Origin of the sequence: Pectobacterium versatile (genome assembly GCF_020166435.1) — a bacterium.
In the GTDB taxonomy this organism is placed as follows: domain Bacteria; phylum Pseudomonadota; class Gammaproteobacteria; order Enterobacterales; family Enterobacteriaceae; genus Pectobacterium; species Pectobacterium versatile.
Genome location: NZ_JAINZP010000030.1, coordinates 10,611 through 29,930, shown reverse-complemented (window position 1 = coordinate 29,930; position 19,320 = coordinate 10,611). Strand labels below are relative to the sequence as shown.

The window sequence follows — 19,320 nt, the reverse complement described above, 5'->3', positions numbered from 1 at the left end:
AAATGATGAACAAGGCACAACCTCTTCAGTTTGATTTCAGCGGCAAGACCGTCTGGGTAACCGGGGCGGCGAGCGGCATTGGCGAAAGTATTGCCCGCCAGTTTGTCGCGCTGGGCGCGAATGTGATCGGCTTTGATCGCGCATTCCGACATGACGATCATCCGTTTAGCTGTGTGACGCTGGATATCAGCGAACCGGACAGCGTGGCGGCGGTCTGTCGCCAGCAGTTGGCAGAAATAGGGCTCGACGTTCTGGTCAACGCGGCCGGGATTCTGCGTCTCGGTGATATCGATGCGCTGAGCGTGGACGACTGGCACCAGTGCATTAACGTCAACGCCTCTGGTGCGTTTTACCTGCTGAACGCGCTGGTGCCGCATTTCAAGCAGCAGCGTCGCGGCGCGATTGTCTGCGTTGGCTCTAATGCCGCGCATGTTCCCCGTATGCAAATGGCGGCGTACTGTGCCTCGAAAGCGGCGCTCACCAGCCTGTCTCACTGCGCGGGTCTGGAGTTAGCGCCTTACGGCGTGCGCTGCAATCTGGTGTCGCCGGGATCGACGGATACGCCGATGCAGCGCGGCATGTGGCACAGCGCGGATGCTGAGCAGCGCACTATCGCGGGCTTTCCTGACCAGTACAAACTGGGAATTCCTCTGGGCAAGATCGCTCAGCCGGAAGAGATCGCCAATACCGTGGTTTTTCTGGCTTCCGATCTGGCCAGCCACATCACCATGCAGGACGTGGTGGTGGATGGCGGGGCAACGCTGACGGCCTGATTTGCTGAGAGAGTGATAAGTCATGAAAGATATCGTAACGCTGTTAAAGCAGTTGGAACGGCAGGGCGTTCGTCTGGCGTTGAATGCACAGGGGCAGCTGATTTCGCAGTCCAACAAAGACGCGATCACGGCAGAGATTGGGCGCACGATTAAGGAAAACAAAGACGCCATTGTGCGCTGCCTGACGGCGCAGCAGGCGTTTGAGCGCCCCATCACGCCGCAGAATGCGACGTCTGGCCCGCTATCGTCATCGCAAAGCGGACTGTGGTTTATCGAGCAGTACGAAGAGCAATCACACCTCTACAATATGCCGGTCTATTTTCGGCTGACCGGCACGCTGGATGTGGCTGCGCTGGAGTTTGCCTTTGACGCGCTGGCGCAGCGTCATGCCAGCTTGCGCACCCGTTTTGTGGTCAATGAACAAGGCAAAGGTGAGCAGCGTATCGATGCCTATCAACCGTTTGTGATACAGCATGATGACTTCTCATTGTTGCCGGAAGCCGAACGGGAAGGGCGTTTGCAGCAGCAGGTGAAAGCGGAAATCAGCCGTCCGTTCGATCTCACGGCGGGCGATCTCACCCGCGTGCGGCTGGTGAAGATGAGCGAACGGGTGCACGTTCTGATGATCACCCAGCACCATATTATTTCCGATGGCTGGTCGGTGAAGAATATGTTCGCGGACTTCAAACCGGCTTTTCTTGCTTGTCAAAATCGCCAGCCTCATCCCGTCGAACCGACCCAGCTTAACTATATCGATTACGCACACTGGTTTAATTCCGCCTCGTTTCTGGATTACCACAATGAATTCAAATCGTTCTGGGTTGAGCGACTGACGGGGATCCCCGAAGTGCATAGCCTGCCGCTGGACAAACCGCGTCCGGCGCATCAGAACAGCGGTGGGGAAGTGATCTTCTCCGCGATCAACAACGATCTGTGGGATAAATTCAAACGCCTATGCCAGCGCTATAACACGTCTAATTTCATTGGCCTGCATGCGGTGTTTTCTCTGATGCTGGCGCGCATCAGCGGCGAGAAAGATATCGTGATTGGTTCGCCGCTGGCCTACCGCGAGCGGCCGGATATCGAAGATGTCGTCGGATTTTTCGTTAACACCATCGTGCTGCGTACCCAGTTGCAGGATAGCCAAAGCTTCGTTGATTACCTGCAATACTGCCGCGAACAGGATCTGTCGGCTTTCGATCATCAACTCTACCGTTTTGAAGCATTAAGCGAGGCGATCGGCTCCGATCGCACCACTGCGATCAACCCGATCTTCCAGGTGATGCTGGTTTATCAGGCCAAAGTAGATTTCAACGATCTGATCCCCGGTTGTGATGCGGCGGAAGAAACCTCGCCCGTGCTGCCTGCCAAGACCGATATTTCGGTCAAAGTGACGGAGCTGATGGGCGAGGTGCGGCTGGACTGGCTGTTTGCCACCGCGCTGTTTGAGCGCCAGACGATCCAGTATTACGCCGACCGCTTTATCCGGCTGATTGAAGCCGTGGTTGAGGCCCCGGAAACCGATGTCTGGCACCTGCCGCTGATGGAAGCGGAACGGTTTGCTGCCGTGCTGGCGGAAAGTCAGCAACTGCCGCGTAGCTATCCGCAGCCACAGTTGACGGTAACCGATGTGATTGAAGCGATGGTCCAGCGCGCTCCACAGCAACTGGCGATTGCTTTTGATGGTGAACAGCGCACGGATACGCTGACGTACGCTGAACTGAATAGGCAGTCGAATCAACTGGCGCATTGGCTGCACCGTCAGGGGCTGGGCGAACAGTCGCTGGTTGGCGTGCTGGCGAAACGCGATCGCTATTTTGTCATTGCGCTGCTGGCCGTCTGGAAAGCGGGCGCTGCCTATGTGCCGCTGGATCCTGACTATCCGCCGGAGCGGCTGCGCCACATCATTACCGATGCCAATCTTTCCGTCATTCTCGGCGGCGATGGGCAGCAGCTGGCGCAGTGGTCCGCCGAACAGCGTATCGATCTGACCGATCCTGCGGTTGTCGCGCAGTGGCAGGATCTACCGGGCGATGAAGCGCCAGCCATTCCGCGCCATGCACAGCAGCTGGCACAGGTGATCTACACCTCGGGATCGACTGGTTTGCCGAAGGGCGTCATGATCGAACACGGTTCGCTGATCAATCTGCTGGACGATCATCGCGATCGCATCGCGTTCACGCCGCAAAGCACGATGTTCAACTGCATGTCGCTCTCGTTTGACGCCGGTAACATGACGACGCTGCTGCCGCTGAGCAGCGGTGGCACGCTGGCGTTTGGCGAACCCAACGATCGGGCGATTGTGCAGGCCGAACAGGCGGGCGCGACGCATCTGATCCTGCCGACGGCGCTGATGTCGATTCTCGATCCACAGCAGGTTAATGGCATTCAGGCGATTGGCATGGGCGGAGAAGCCTGCCCGAACGCGGTGGTGGAAAACTGGGCCGATAAGGTGGCGCTGTACAACATGTACGGGCCGACGGAGTGTACCGTCACGGCGTTGAGTACCCGTCTGCGCAAAGGCCAGCCTGTCACTATCGGTAAACCGCTTACTCATATTCAGGCGCTGATTCTGGATACGGCCGGGCAACTGTGTCCAGCGGGCGTACCGGGAGAGCTGTGTCTTGCGGGGCTTGGGCTGGCGCGTGGCTACCTCAACCAGCCACAGATGACGGCCAGCCGCTTTGAACACATCACGCTGAATGACGTAAATAATGCTGAACACGGCACGGCGACGCTGCGCATTTATCGCACGGGCGACAAGGCCAGACTGCTGAACAACGGCGACTATGAATACTGTGGCCGTATTGATGAGCAGATCAAGTTGCGCGGTTACCGCATTGAACCGGGTGAGATCGAGGCACAGCTGGCGACAGTATGCCCGTCGCTGAAGCAGGTTAAAGTCATCGTGGCGCAGGTGGGGAACCGTCCGGCGCTGGTTGCCTATGGCACGGTGAAAGCCGATAGCAGCACGCCGGAACCCGCCGCCGTGCTGATTGATGTCGCGAAGCATCTGCCGGAATACATGGTGCCGTTCCGACTGATTCTGCTAGAAGACATGCCGCTGACGCCGAACGGCAAGCTTGATACGAAACAGCTGCCGCCGGTGCTGGAAGCCAGCGAGGGGGACGGCGAAGCCGATAATCCGCTGGAAGCCGATGTGCTGGCGATTTGGCGTAGCGTGCTGAATACGCCGCTAGGCGTTGAGGATGATTTCTTCCGCTTAGGCGGCGATTCCATCCTCAGTATCCAACTGACCACTCGCCTGCGCAGCGCGGGCTATGTCTGCACGGTGAAAGACGTTTTCGAAGCGAAGAGCGTGCGGCGTCTGTGCCGCGTGCTGGCGCAGAATAACCGTGACACAGGCATTGTCGCGGAGCAGGGCACGCTGGAAGGCGAATTCGCGCTGCTGCCGATTCAGCGCTGGTTTATGGAACAGCCGCTGGCATGTCCAGAACACTGGAATCAGGCGGCGATGATCCAACTGCCGGACGTGGATACCGAACGACTTACCACGATGTTGCAGGCGTTGATGGCGCAGCATGACGCGCTGCGTCTGGCTTGTGATGCCGACGGGCAACGCTATCTGACGGAGGTGCCTTGCCCGGTTGTGTCGACGCTGGATTATCGCCAGCTTGGCGATGACGGCCTGCAACAGGCGTTTACCGCGTTGCAGAGTGAATTCGATCCCGCGCAGGGAAGAACGATGGGGTGTGCGCTGGTGCGACACCATCCGCAGGCGGACACGGCGGTGTTCCTCGCTTTCCACCATCTGGTGATTGATGCCGTGTCTTGGCGCATTCTGGTTGACGATCTGGAGCGGCTGTACCTTGGTGAAGCGCTGGCGCCGAAAACGTCGAGCTATCGCCAGTGGGGCACGGCGCTGCATAACTACGTCACACAGCATACGGATCAGTTGACGTACTGGCAGGCGCAGGAAGACGGCGTGGATCAGGCAGCGCTGCTGGCGGCGAAAGATCCGCAGGGCCAGGCCAGCGCCGCGATTCTGACGCTAGACGCCGAAACTACAGGCCAACTGGTGAGTGAGGCCAATCGTGCCTTTAATACCGAAGTCAGTGATTTGCTGCTGGCGGCGCTGACCCGCACGTTAAACGATCTCGGCTGGGGCGACAAAGCGCGCATCATGCTGGAAGGGCACGGCCGCGAAGCGATTGATCCGACGCTGGATGTCAGCCGCACGGTGGGGTGGTTTACCAGCACCTATCCGGTGTGCCTGCAAGACAAGCCTGACTGGGCTTCCCTGATTAAATCCAGCAAGGAACAGCTGCGTCAGGTGCCGGATAAAGGCGTTGGGTTTAACCCGTTGCGCTACCATCATCCGCAGGGCAATGCGCTAACGCTGTCTCCGATTGTGTTCAACTATCTCGGGCTGTCGGTTCAGGCCGCTGGCACATGGCGTCCGGTGGACATCGCGCCGGGCTGCTGTGTGTCTCCAGAGAATAAACCGGCGGAGGTTATCAGTCTCCACGGCGGTATTGCAGGAGGGCAGTTAACGCTGCGCCAGGTCGGCTGCCTCAACCAGCGCGACAGCGAACGCCTGATGCTGCGGTTGACGGAGAATCTGCGGGCGCTGACGGCAGCCTGTCTGGCACAGTTGCACCACGGCACGGCCTTTACCCCCAGCGATTTCCCGGCGGTTGCGCTGAGCCAGACGCAGCTCGATAGCCTGTCGCAGCGTTATGACATCGACACCTTGTTGCCGCTGTCATCGCTCCAGCAGTCGATGTTGTATCACCGTCTGCGTTGTCCGCAGGATGATGCTTATCATCTGCAAACGCCGATTCGCTATGCGCAGGCGCTGGATGTGGAAGGTTATCGTCAGGCCTGGCAGCGTCAGATTCAGCGTTTCCCAGCGCTGTGTGCCGCACTGGAAAGCGAATGTGCCAGCGTGCAGGTGATTGTTAAGCAGGCAGACCTGCCTTTCTACTATCAGGATGTGGCGCAAGACGCCGATCCACTGGCGGTCATCGAGCGCTATCGCCAGCAGGATTTACGTTCAGGATTTGACTTGTCGCAGCCGCCGCTGTTGCGCATTGCCTGTTTCCGTTTGGGTGAGCGTGACTATCGAGTGCTCCTGAGCTGTCACCATAGCGTGATTGATGGCTGGAGCGGGCCACAGCTGCTGGGCGCGGTACACCGCGACTATCTGCTGCTGATACGCGGTGAAACATTTATGCACGGCGAAACATCCGCGATTCAGTCGGATCGTGCTTATGTGGATCATGCGCTGCACGCCGTGGCGCAGCAACCTGCCGTTGATGCCTTCTGGCAGCAGCGGCAGCCGCTGCTGGCGCAGACGAACGATGTGGCGATGCTGTTTGCGGCGGCGGGAAAACGCGCCGATCTCAGCCAGCATCTGACGCAGATTGAACCGCAGGTCACCGGTGTGAGCCTGAACGAGCAGGATCAGGCGGCACTCATTGCCTTTGCCCGTGAGGTGGGCGTCACGCACAGCATTATTGCGCAATATGCCTGGCACCGGCTGCTGGCGCGCTCGACTGGTGATGCAGTCAGCATTGTCGGCAACGTGCTGTCGGGCAGGGAAAGTCCGGTAGAAGATGTGGCGAGCAGCGTGGGTCTGTACATCAACAGCCTGCCGCTGGCGTTGAGCTGGCAGCAGCCGGTGTCGCTGCAACAACATCTGGTGCAGTTGCAGAATGAGCTGATGGCGATGAACCAGCATGCCACGCAGTCGCTGATTGTCCTGACGGCCGGACGCCCGCGTCTCTTCAACAGCCTGTTTATTTATGAAAACTATCCTGGCGCGAAAGCAGAACAAGGCCAACGTGCTGATGAGCCGCATCGGTTATCTCCCGAATTCTCCGCCGCCTATGAAAAAGTCGAAATGCCGCTGAATCTGGTGGTGCGTGAGCAGGCGGGCTGCATGCTGCTGCGCTTCGAGTTTGACGCCGATGTGCTGGACAGTGCGCAGGCGCGTCGGGTGCTGATGCGCTGGCATGACGAAGTGGTGGCGCTGGTGAATAGCTCACCGCAGCAGCCAGCCGAGATCGTTGGACATAATAAGGTGACCGATGCGGCGATGAGACAGGCTGTCACGCCGGATAGCCGTGCAGGCTCGCCTGATACGCCGTCAGCCCAGTCGCTGCTGCGCGTGTGGGCGCAGGCGCTGCATCTCAGTGAATCTGGCCTCTGGTCGCAAACGCTGTGTGAAAGCGGTGTCGATTCGCTCCAGCGTATTGCGCTGGCACAGGCATTAAGCCGTACGTTAGCGCAACCGGTGAGTGTGGCGTTATTACAACGCTACCCTTCACCGCAGACGCTGAGCGGGTATCTGGCACAGTCGAGGGTGACCGCCAATGAGGAAACGCTGTCATGACAGGGAACGATGAAGCAGTGGAGAACCCGCTGGCGGATATCCAACAGCCCACGGCCTTCGGGCAGCAGGTGGGAGCCACGCACGGTGAACAGCGGCACAGCAGTGAGCTGATTAAGCACTATCCTGCATCGCTGGTGAGCGCAGCATGGAGCTGGCTGCTGTACAAATACAGCGGTGAAGAGCAGGTGTGTGCCGCGCTCGTCACGGCCGATCGTCCTGATAACGTAAGGCCGCTGATCGTGCATTTTCAACGGCGCGATCGTCTCGTCAGTGAGTGGATCGCTGCCGTGGGATCGTCGTGCGATCCGCAGTCTGCGTCAGAGCTTCTGACAGCAGACATCCAGCATGCGCTGTTTAGCAGCTTGCTGATCGTGGGGGAGATGGCATCGTTACCTGTGGTAGTACAAAAAGCGGCGCAAAACGTGGCGCTGATCGTACAAGTTCAAAACGATCGGGTCATTCTGACTGCACCTGACGGGCAGTTCGATAATCGGCAGCTACAGCGCATTGCCCGCCATCTCACGCAGCTACTTGATGGCCTACTGGCACCACGCTGGGAACGGCTGGCGCAGATCCGCCTTAGCCCGCGGGTGGCAACGTTACCGTACCGGGCGACGACGCATGCGCTGCACGATGAACTGCTGGCGCGCCTGACTCAGGAAGCGCGTCAGGATTGCGTGGCGATCGCCTTTCAGGATCGCGAAATTCGCTATCGGGAACTGCTGCAACGCGTGGCGCTGATTCAACAGGCACTGGCTGCACAGGGGGTGGCTGTGGGTCAGCGTGTGGGGCTGCATCTCAGTCGCCAGCCTGACACCGTCGCGGCGCTGCTGGCCTGCCTGTTTTCTCAGGTGACGTTTGTGCCGCTGGAGCCAGACTTTCCGGGGGAGCGTCTACAGGCGATTCAGCAGGAGGCGGCGTTGGCAGCGGTCTTGCAGGACGGCTACACCGGCGGTTCGCTGGCGTTTGACTGCCCGATACTGAATCTCTGCGATTTACCGTATGCGGCCAGTGATTCCACGGCGAGCGTACAGCTGGCGCGGGCCGGTGGGCCGGAAACGGCGGCTTACATGATGTTTACCTCCGGTTCGACAGGGAAACCAAAAGGCGTTGTGATTGGTCAGCGGGCGCTGCAAACCTTTATTCATGCCAGCGTAGAGCGGCTGACGTTAACGGATAAAGCCAACTGGCTGCTGATTACCACGCTGGCGTTTGATATCTCCATGCTGGAAGTGTTTGCGCCGCTGTGGGTCGGTGGCGTGCAGCACCTGACCACGCACGAGGAATACAAAGATCCGCAGGCGGTCGCGGCGTATTTGCAGGCTCGGCCGGACATCAACGTATTGCAGGCCACACCCGCTTTCTGGCGCATGATGTTCAAAGCGGGCTGGCAGGGTAAATCCGATCTGGTCGCGCTGTGCGGCGGTGAAGCGCTGGATCTGCGACTGGCGCAGCGTCTGGTCAGCCGTTGCAGGACGCTGTGGAATTGCTACGGGCCAACCGAAGCGACAATTTGGTCGCAGATGGCACAGATCGACGGTGCCGCGTTGGAAAACCAGCACACGGTCGCGTTGGGCAATACGCTGGCGGGCTATCAGCATTTGGTGATCGATGACGATCGCCATCCGTTAGAAGAAGGGATGGTCGGCGAACTGTGCATTCTCGGTGAAGCGCTGAGTAGCGGATACTGGCAACGTGACGATCTGACGCAGGATCGTTTTATTCAGCAGGTGGAATCCGGGCAGCGAATGTATCGCACCGGCGATAAAGTCCGGCTGCTGGCGGACGATCGTTATCAGTATCTTGGTCGCTTCGACGATCAAGTAAAATTACGGGGATTTCGCATCGAATTAGGAGAGATCGAAGCGCAATTGAAACGGATCGAACAAGTGCAGGATGCGGCCGTCAAGCTTCAGGGGGAAGGGGATGAGGCGGTGCTGGTCGGCTACGTTGAGTATAAACCCGGCTCAGAGATGACCAAACTGGCGCTGCGCAAACAGCTGCATCAGTTCTTACCGGCTTACATGGTGCCAGGGCGCATTGTGGTGCTCGACAAGCTGCCGAAAACCGGCAGCGGCAAGGTCGATCGCAAGCGCCTGACTGACGTCTGACAGTAGGAGGGGCAGCGCTGCTGCCCCTCCTAATCGCGTAAAACATGGTATTTCGGGCACGACAATAGTGCGTATCAGAACGATTGCAATGTACTGATTTTGCCCTGTTGCCAGTTGGTGTCAGATTGACGCAGTGCCTGACTGATATCTGCAAGGCTGTTGGACGGGAGGGTTTTCGGTAGCAAATCCAGTCCGATCGTTGAGAATATCTGGCCGTAGCTATTGCGTAGTTCTGCATAGGCCAGATCTTGACGCAAACTGGCGTTGAGCGCGTTCAGCTCACCTTGAATCAACTGTAGTTCACCGATGCTGTTAGCCTTATAGCGGTTTCTCAGCTGTTCGACGATTTTAGTGTCAAGATTGCGCAATTCTGAACTGGTTTTATATTGTCGCTGCGCCTCATTGAAGTTGGCTCGGGCGATGTATAACTGTGCCATAATTGCCAGTGACATCGCCTGGCGCTGCATTTCCGACACGGACTCGTTAGCCTGAGCGGCTTTACGCGCGGCTGGGCCGGACAGCAGATTAAACAGGTTCCAGGTGGCTTTCACGCCGACGTCAGCCCAGCTGTTGTTGACCAGAAAAGAGTTGCTGTCATAGTGGCCACCTGCGCTGATTTCCACGCCGGGCAGCATACGCAGCAGCGCTTTACGGGTTTCAGCGGCATGAATTCGCACCTGATAATCCTGCTCGCGTAGTTCTGGGCGACTGACCAGCGCCGCTTCTTCCAGCACCTTCACATCGACATTCAGCTGCGGTATGGTTTCGTCACCGCTTTGTGGCAACGCAAGCTTGTAGGCCGTATCCAATGGCAGGTTCATCAAGGTTGCCAGCTCAGTCTTGGCTAGCGACAGTGCGCGACGCTGTTCCTCCAATTGGCGTGTGGCGTCGATCAGGGCGCGTTGGTAGCTAAGGACTTCAATGGGGTCGCCAATCTGCTGTGACGACATGTGTTCGCTCGCGTCGCGCGCAGCGTTGACACGGACGATCAGGCCATCAATCTGCCCCAACAAGCGTTCAGCTGCCACGGCGCGCCAGTAGGCGGAGCGTACGTCTTGCTGGATGGTGTGCACGACTTTGCGTTTACGCTCTTCGGCAATCCAGCGCTGATCTGATTTTTGCTGGGCGGTCACGTAGCTGACGCCAAAGTCGAGCACGTTCCACACCATAGTCAGATCGGCTACATCTCGGTCGCGGTCCTGTGAGGTGGAAGGTTCCAGAGAAGTACGTCCTGTTTCCACGCTGCGGCTACTGGAGGCACTCATATTATTACGCCCCACGTAGCCCGCTGATGCCGCCAGTTTCGGCAACATATCGTAGCGTGCTAGCTCCACCTGCTGCTGGCTCAGCGCATATTCCATCACTTTTAAGCGTGATTCGAGGTTATATTTCAGCGCACGTGCCATGGCATCATACAGCGTGATTGGTGCCGTGACGGGCTCCTGCTGGCTGAACATGGCGACTCGGTCTTGCTGGCTGCGTTGTCCGCTTTCGACCTTGCTGATCGGCTGGGTGGTCACGGCACAGCCGCTGGCGGCTAGCACGATGGCGCTAAGGCTAAATAGTTTCCGACCCTTTAACACGATTCCGCTCCTCGTCATTATCATCATTACCAATGTTATTCTTGTGATGGTTCTCGTTGTTCTTGCGATCGTCTTGCGTATCGCCGTTGCTGCGCTGCCGCGCAGGTTATCCTTGCTGCTGACCACTTTCCTGCAATGCTTGCTCAATGGCCGCAAGACGTTGCTGTTTCGAATCACCTATCTGTTGTAATTGCTGATGCAGCGAGGGCGTAAATGCCACCGAGCGCCCAGTGCCGTCATCAGTGCTATTCATTGCGTTATTCGCCCCATCGAGCGGAATATCCTTCCAACTGCCGCCGGAGAAGACCTCCATTGGCTTCAGTGAAGGCAGATAGATCCCTGAGAACGTGCTAGCCAGAGATGAGGTGCCGCCTAAAGCGGGATCTTTGCTGAAGCTGGGGAAGGAACCTAGTGTGCTGTCGAAGTTAATGCCAATGCCGCTGGCGGCTCCACGTCCGAAAGTGCCCGCCATCTGACTCGTTGGGAGGGGGCCTCCCTCGGTGTTCTGGCGTCCGGTAGCAAAAATGGCAGACATCACTGACTTCGGTGCACCGTCGTTACCCACGGTGAAACTGCCAAGCGATGGATTGGCAATCAGACCATCCAATGCCGGCAGTGCTATCGTGGCATCTTGCGTAAACAACGGGTGTGTATCGCTGACTGACGGCGTCCGGCCAAGACCGTCGTTGGCTTTGAACTGAGGATCGCCGCTTACAAAACTGCTCGTCACCGTCAGGCCAAAGCTGGTGCTGATGGACGTATTACTGCCGTCGGTGGCCGTGACCCTGATCACCAAGGTACCGACATCTGCATTGCCCGGCGTGCCGGAGAAGGTGCCGATGGTCGGATCGAAGCGCAGCCAGCTCGGCAGCGGTGATCCGTTGGCGAGGGTGGCGCTGAGCGTCAGCGTGTCACCATCGGGATCGCTAAAGGTGCCGTCAGGCACGGTAAAGTTGAAGCCACCGCCCTGATCCACGCTTTGCGGCGGGATTGGCGTGGAGACCACAGGGGCATCGTTAACGTTAGTCACCGTCAGGCCAAAGCTGGTGCTGATGGACGTATTACTGCCGTCGGTAGCCGTGACCCTGATCACCAAGGTACCGACATCTGCATTGCCCGGCGTGCCAGAGAAGGTGCCGATGGTCGGATCGAAGCGCAGCCAGCTCGGCAGCGGTGATCCGTTGGCGAGGGTGGCGCTCAGCGTCAGCGTGTCACCATCGGGATCGCTAAAGGTGCCGTCAGGCACGGTAAAGTTGAAGCCACCACCCTGAGCCACGCTTTGCGGCGGGATTGGCGTGGCGACCATCGGGGCATCGTTAACGTTAGTCACCGTCAGGCCAAAGCTGGTGCTGATGGACGTATTACTGCCGTCGGTGGCCGTGACCCTGATCACCAAGGTACCGACATCTGCATTGCCCGGCGTGCCGGAGAAGGTGCCGATGGTCGGATCGAAGCGCAGCCAGCTCGGCAGCGGTGATCCGTTGGCGAGGGTGGCGCTGAGCGTCAGCGTGTCACCATCGGGATCGCTAAAGGTGCCGTCAGGCACGGTAAAGTTGAAGCCACCACCCTGAGCTACGCTTTGCGGCGGGATTGGCGTGGCGACCACGGGTGCATCGTTGGTGTTAGTTACCGTCAGACCAAAGCTGGTGCTGATGGACGTATTACTGCCGTCGGTGGCCGTGACCCTGATCACCAAGGTACCGACATCTGCATTGCTCGGTGTGCCGGAGAAGGTGCCGATAGCAGGATCGAAGCGTAACCAGTTTGGCAGCGGCGACCCGTTGGCGAGGGTGGCGCTCAGCGTCAGCGTGTCACCATCGGGATCGCTAAAGGTGCCGTCAGGCACGGTAAAGTTGAAGCCACCCCCCTGAGCCACGTTTTGCGGCGGGATTGGCGTGGAGACCACTGGGGCATCGTTAACGTTGGTAACGGTCAGGCCAAAGGTGGTGCTGACCGAGGCGTTGCTGCCGTCGGTGGCGGTGACCTTGATGGTCAGGCTACCCACATCCCCATTGGCTGGTGTGCCAGAGAAGGTGCCGGTAGCTGGGTTAAACGACAGCCAGGATGGCAACGCGGTGCCGTCCGCCAGCGTGGCACTGAGCGTCAGCGTATCGCCGTCCGGATCGGTAAAGGTGCTGGCGGGTACGGTGATATTCAGACTGCCACCTTGTGCAATATTCTGCGCTGGGATCGTGCCGGAGACCACTGGGGCATCGTTCACATTGGTAACTGTCAGGCCAAAGGTGGTGCTGACCGAGGCGTTGCTGCCGTCGGTGGCGGTGACCTTGATGGTCAGGTTACCCACATCACCGTTACCCGGTGTACCGGAGAAGGTGCCGGTAGCTGGGTTAAATGACAGCCAGGCTGGCAACGCGGTGCCATCCGCCAGCGTAGCACTGAGCGTCAGCGTATCGCCGTCCGGATCGGTAAAGGTGCCAGCGGGTACGGTGATATTCAGACTGCCACCTTGTGCAATGCTCTGCGCGGCAATTGTGCCGGAGACCACTGGGGCTTCATTAACGGTGGTGACCGTCAAACTAAAGGTGGTGCTGACCGAGGCGCTGCTGCCGTCGGTGGCGGTGACTTTGATGGTCAGGTTGCCCACATCCCCATTGGCCGGTGTGCCGGAGAAGGTGCCAGTAGCTGGGTTAAACGACAGCCAGGATGGCAACGCGGTGCCGTCCGCCAGCGTGGCACTGAGCGTCAGGGTATCGCCATCCGGATCGGTAAAGGTGCCGGCGGGTACGGTGACATTCAGACTGCCGCCTTGCGCGATGCTCTGCGCGGCAATCGTGCCGGAGACCACCGGGGCATCGTTAACGTTGGTAACGGTCAAGCCAAAGGTGGTGCTGACCGAAGCGTTGCTGCCGTCGGTGGCGGTGACCTTGATGGTCAGGCTACCCACATCCCCATTGGCCGGTGTGCCGGAGAAGGTGCCGGTAGCTGGGTTAAACGACAGCCAGGCTGGCAGCGCCGTGCCGTCCGCCAGCGTGGCGCTGAGCGTCAGGGTATCGCCATCCGGATCGGTAAAGGTGCCGGCTGGCACCGTGACACTCAGACTGCCGCCTTGCGCAATGCTCTGCGCGGCAATCGTGCCGGAGACCACCGGGGCATCGTTTACATTGGTGACGGTCAGACCAAAGGTGGTGCTGACGGAAGCGTTGCTGCCGTCGGTGGCAGTGACTTTGATGGTCAGGCTGCCCACATCCCCATTGGCCGGTGTGCCGGAGAAGGTGCCGGTAGCTGGGTTAAACGACAGCCAGGCTGGTAACGCGGTGCCGTCCGCCAGCGTGGCGCTGAGGGTCAGGGTATCGCCATCGGGATCGGTAAAGGTGCCGGCGGGCACGGTGAAACTCAGGCTGCCATCCTGCGCGACACTTTGCGCGGGGATCGGCGTGGCGACGACAGGCGCATCGTTGACGTTGGTGACGGTCAGGCCAAAGGTGGTGCTGACCGAAGCGTTACTGCCGTCGGTGGCGGTGACCTTGATGGTCAGGCTGCCCACATCCCCATTGGCCGGTGTGCCGGAGAAAGTGCCGGTGGTTGGGTTAAACGACAGCCAGGCTGGCAACGCGGTGCCGTCCGCCAGCGTAGCGCTGAGCGTCAGGGTATCGCCGTCCGGATCGGTAAAGGTGCCTGCGGGCACGGTGAAACTCAGGCTGCCATCCTGCGCGACACTTTGCGCGGGGATCGGCGTGGCGACGACAGGCGCATCGTTGACGTTGGTGACGGTCAGGCCAAAGGTGGTGCTGACCGAAGCGTTACTGCCGTCGGTGGCGGTGACCTTGATGGTCAGGCTGCCCACATCCCCATTGGCCGGTGTGCCGGAGAAAGTGCCGGTGGTTGGGTTAAACGACAGCCAGGCTGGCAACGCGGTGCCGTCCGCCAGCGTAGCGCTGAGCGTCAGGGTATCGCCATCCGGATCGGTAAAGGTACCGGCGGGTACGGTGACATTCAGATTGCCGCCTTGCGCGATGCTCTGCGCGGCAATCGTGCCGGACACTACCGGAGACGCATTGTTACTCGCAGTCAATGTCAAGGTAGAGGTTGCGGTGCTACTGGCATCATCATTGGCCGTTACCGATACGGTCCGATTTCCTGCCGTTGGCGTAGCGGCTACGTTGGCATACACAATGGCACGTAGCGCGATCTGGAAGGCTTCCTGCGTCGCACCGCCTGTCAGCGTCAGCGTCTGGCTACCATTACCAGTTACGTTGATGCCGGCGGCATGGGCTGCGAGCAATGCCTGCTGTGAAAGGGATAAGGACTCACTGCTACCGTCTGTCGTTCCTGCCAAATTGAGCGTCAGCGTCCAGAGGCGGGAATCCCCGTCGGTTTGACTCAGGGTTGCTAAGGTATCCGTCACAGAAATACCCGCAGCGGCGGAGGCGGCGGGTACTGTCGTGGAGTAATTATTGCCTGTGGTGCTGCCATTCAAATCGACCTGCGGTGCGGTACCAGCAGCAAACTGCGATTCATAAGCGCCAATATCAACGGCACCTTGCCGTACTCGATCCAAGCCGCGTACATCTGTCTCGCCCGTAACATAGAAACGGTTGCCTTGATTAATCGCATTGCTGGCCGTGGCGGCCAGTCGCGGATCGGATGACGATACCTGATCCACGCTGCCACTCAGGATGTTGTTGCCGCCGTACAAGGTGTAGCTGCCGCCGGATGGTTGTCCCGTTGGGGTGTAGGCGACAATATCTTGACTGGTGCCGGTGATGATGGAATTGCGCACGCTGGCGACCCAACTGAGGGCATTATTGATAAATTCGAAGACGATGCCGTTGTCCTGCCCGGTAATGGTGGTGTTGATCAGGCTGATGTGGGTGCTGGTGGGGTTACCCTGATTCCCGGTTAACCACAACCCACTGATACCGAAGGTGCTGCCTGCCGGGTTAATACCGGTATTGTTGGTGATGGCGGAATTGGTGATCGACAGGGACACTGTTTGCTGGGTACGGGACACAAACAGTCTGATCACCCCTTCATTCAAATGGCCAATCATCAGGTTGTCGTGAATATTCACCCGGTCAAAATCGAAGTTGTAGCTGCCGGGGGCAATGTTAAACAGGTCGAAGACGCCATTGCCGAACATGGTGTCACGGTTGCCTGAAATATCCACGTTGTACAGCCGGAAGTTGACATCGCTGGCACTGTAGCTGATCCCAAACACGCCGCCGGTGTCGGTACTGTAATCGGTGGTGAAATTGGTCAGTGTCAGGTTTTGGATGGCCAGGGTGATCGACCCGGTAACGATTTGAAAACCGGAATAGCCGCCACCGTTCAGGGTGAAACTCTGGCCGTCAATCAGTACGCTGTCGGTCGGCGATAGCAGCGAACTGGCCAGCGTCACGTCGGTCTGGAACACAATACGGTCGATACCCGTCGTGGCATTCGCCCAATGCAAGGCTTCACGCAGACTGAGCCCGCCGCCGTCATTGGCATCTTCTTGCACCGAACTGCCAAAAGTTGCATCGTCGCCGATATCATCCCCGGCGGTGACAAACAAGGCGCTGTTGCTGGCAAGCACGTTGACGTTTGAGGTCAGGTTGAGTGCTGTGCTGTTGTTACTGCTGCCATTGTCGCTGACGGCGCTTAGGGTGACTGCACGCGTAGCTGCGGTGGCGGTGGTGCTGGTATTGCCGTAGCGCAAGCCATCCACCAGCCCGGCTACCTCACTGTTACTGGCGCTCATGCCGTTCAGTTGCAGAGTGACGGTGTTGCCGACGCGCGTCACGCTGTAGCTGCCGATGCCGGTCAGCGTGCCGCTGCTGTTGGAGCTCAGGTTGATATTGTTGCCGCCAACGTTGATAAATTCGCCGCTGTCGGTGACATTGGAAACAGTCAATGTCAGCGAACTGAAGGTCTGGCCGCTGTCGTTGGTATTGGCGCTGACGCCGCTGAACAGATCAATCGAGCCGGCCATGCCGCCGATAAATACCGGGTTGCTGCCAGTGGCGCTGAGTGTCGGCGCTGTGCCCGCGCTGGTCGTGGTGGCATCAACCTTAACTACACTGACCGTATTATTACCTGCACTGTCCCTCGCCACCACATACACATCATACGCAGTGCTGGCGGCAAGGCCGGCCAAGGTAAAGCTAAAGTTGAATGGCGAAGAACCCAGCACCTGGCTGCCGGAGGCGGTGGCGCTGCTGCCTGTGGCGGTTTGTCCAGCGATCACTTGCGTCGCGGTTGGAGCACTGGCACCGTCAGCCACCACCACATAATACACATTGCCAGTTTCAGTGAGGCTGCCGCTTAGGTTAAAACCGCCCACGGTGGCGTTGGAGACGCTGGGTGACTGGTCAAACGTGGGGGCGATATCATCCACCACCACCAATGACACCACTTTGTCATAGGTAGCGGCACCATCAGATACCTGTAGGCGTACCGAGTAGGTACCCGCTGCCATGCCAGTGGCGTTGACTGCTTTTAGGGTGTTGCCGCTAATGGTGAACAGCGCGTTATCGGTACTGCCGCTGCCACTCACCAGACTGTAGGTAAACACCGAGGAATCCACATCGGTCGCCGTCAGGGTGGCAACAGTGCCGTTGCTGCCGAGCGATTGCGCAAAGGTGGTGGCAGAGAGCGTAATATCGGTCGGTGCATCGTTCACCGCCGTCACGTTGAGCGTCATGGTGCCCACGTTGGCGGACGACGCGGTGCCATCGCTGACCGTCCAGGTGAAGGCGGCGTAGCCCGCGCCGTTAGCGTTATCGGCAGGACGGAAGGTTAGTTTGTCGATATTAGCCGCGGTGACCACCGTACCATTGCCGATCAGCGTATCCCCTACGCCACGCACGCCGTCACCATTCACATCGATAAACAGTTCACCCGCTGTCGGTGCAGCCACGATAGTGATGGATTGCAGCGTGTCGCCGCTGTCCACATCACTGAAACCAAAATCCGTCGTGGAGAATGTCTGAGGGGTATCCTCATTGAATGTTTTGCTCACCGTTGTGTTGCTGATGATCGGCGCATTGTTGACCGATGGGACAATGGCTTTAACGTCAGAAATATCGAAATTATTGGTGCCGAAGTCAAAAGCGCCAATGCCGTTGGCGGAGGCGATCACTACCTTGATGACATCGTTGGCTGAAGCTGACAACGCATTGTTTGAGGCATCGAGAAAGACGGAGAAATTGCTAAGGGTTATATCTTGGCTTGCCGTGGCCGTCAGTGTTCCAGTGACCGTTGTATTATTAGCATAGGTAAAGGTCAGCGTAATGGTGTCTTCAAGAGAAGTACGGTAGCTGAAGCTGGTCAAGTCGAAGGTATAGCCCGACGCAATGGCGATGGTCAGCCTGGTGCCGTCACCAGTAGAATTGCTCCCACTATCTGGGAAGACGTTATAGTTGTTGTTGCCGAGGTTATTGCCAAACGAATACCCATCGACCCCGCTAAAGGTAAGATTGATACCAGTAACCGGTTTGGTGTAGGTCCCAGCGTTGCTGTTAAAGTCATTCGAGTCAAAGGAGACGAGCGTCAGCAACTGGTTATAATCGCTGAACGCCAGTGCGTCAGCCTGTATCGCATCTGAACCGACGCTTTGTTCCAGCGTCCAGTTTCCGCCTTTAACCGCATCGCCTGTCAGGTCACTGGATGCGGCGACGTCTGCTCCTGTTGCGGTAGCGATAGCATTGATAAAGCTCATTCCCTCACCTGATGCCACTGAGCACCCGTAAAGCAGAATGTCGCCATTTTCGGTTAATGCAGCGCCGAGCGCGCTCAAATCGCTTTGGCGTGACGCGACATTATCGGAGTCCAGCGTGATAGCCCCCAGATGGAGACGGCCTTCTGAACCATGACTGATGATATGGATGGTGTCATAACCGCTATGTGTCTTCGCCCACTCTGCCATTTGGCTCAGGCCGTCCGCGCTGCTATCTAACAGTACCACTTCTATTCCTGAGGGCACTTGATTGAGCAGTGTCTGATAATCGGCTACCGAGGTATCGATGAAAACCACGTCTTTGGACGATGTAGTCGGATCGCTTGCTACCGCCACAGTGGTGTCATCGGTGGCGTTATCACTGGAAGTATCGGTTTGGTGCGTGCTGTTTTCTGTGTGGCTGGCGGCTGTGGCAGTTTGAGCTGCGCTATCCTGTGTGGTCGTCGTTTGATCCACAGTGGCAGCAATGGCTCCATCGAACAACATGCGAGCCTCAAGCGCATACCCCAATGGAGTATTGCTCGCCAGCTCTACAGCGTGCTGGACGGTATTATGTTGCTTGTTTGATGGGTGACGATTTCTGAACAGATGGAGCCATAACATAGACAATACCTCCGAAACACAGAACACATTGCGATATTTATTCTTGCAACCAAGAAAAGTTTTTTTAAATAAATGACTAGCGTTAATCAAATGACACCTAATGATTAAACGTAGGTATAAGCGTTAAATTTATTGCCTTTTTGTATAAATAATTGTTTTTTACATTTTGTTCTGCTTTTTGGCGTATGGCGACGAAACTACGCCACCATACGCA

At 58.0% G+C, this 19,320-nt stretch carries 5 protein-coding genes; 3 read left to right on the top strand and 2 right to left on the bottom strand.

Features of this window, described 5'->3' with window-relative positions; translation table 11 throughout:
* The first annotated feature begins 2 nt into the window (after nucleotides 1-2).
* The 3 genes from dhbA to K7X24_RS20525 are packed head-to-tail and all read left to right on the top strand — an operon-like array spanning nucleotide 3 to nucleotide 9,242.
* The gene (dhbA, locus tag K7X24_RS20535; RefSeq protein ID WP_224558121.1) at nucleotides 3-773 is read left to right on the top strand and encodes a 2,3-dihydro-2,3-dihydroxybenzoate dehydrogenase; all 771 of its coding nucleotides are present in this window, start codon (nucleotides 3-5) and stop codon (nucleotides 771-773) included.
* A gap of 22 nt (nucleotides 774-795) precedes the next feature.
* Nucleotides 796-7,131 carry a non-ribosomal peptide synthetase gene (locus tag K7X24_RS20530; protein ID WP_224558120.1) on the top strand — a complete coding sequence of 2,112 codons (6,336 nt, stop codon included), beginning with the start codon at nucleotides 796-798 and terminating at the stop codon, nucleotides 7,129-7,131.
* Entirely contained in the window at nucleotides 7,128-9,242 is a 2,115-nt protein-coding gene (locus tag K7X24_RS20525) for an amino acid adenylation domain-containing protein (protein WP_224558119.1), read from the top strand. The genes K7X24_RS20530 and K7X24_RS20525 overlap by 4 nt, the downstream gene beginning before the upstream one ends.
* Before the next feature lie 74 nt (nucleotides 9,243-9,316).
* Here the strand turns inward: K7X24_RS20525 and K7X24_RS20520 are convergent, their stop codons facing one another.
* Together K7X24_RS20520 and K7X24_RS20515 are read right to left on the bottom strand one after the other, a co-directional pair.
* Nucleotides 9,317-10,825: a TolC family protein gene (locus K7X24_RS20520; RefSeq protein WP_224558118.1), complete on the bottom strand. Its 1,509-nt coding sequence runs from the start codon at nucleotides 10,823-10,825 to the stop codon at nucleotides 9,317-9,319.
* A gap of 106 nt (nucleotides 10,826-10,931) precedes the next feature.
* Nucleotides 10,932-19,106, bottom strand: a complete 8,175-nt coding sequence (locus K7X24_RS20515) for a putative Ig domain-containing protein (protein WP_224558117.1) — start codon at nucleotides 19,104-19,106, stop codon at nucleotides 10,932-10,934.
* Nucleotides 19,107-19,320 lie beyond the last annotated feature (214 nt).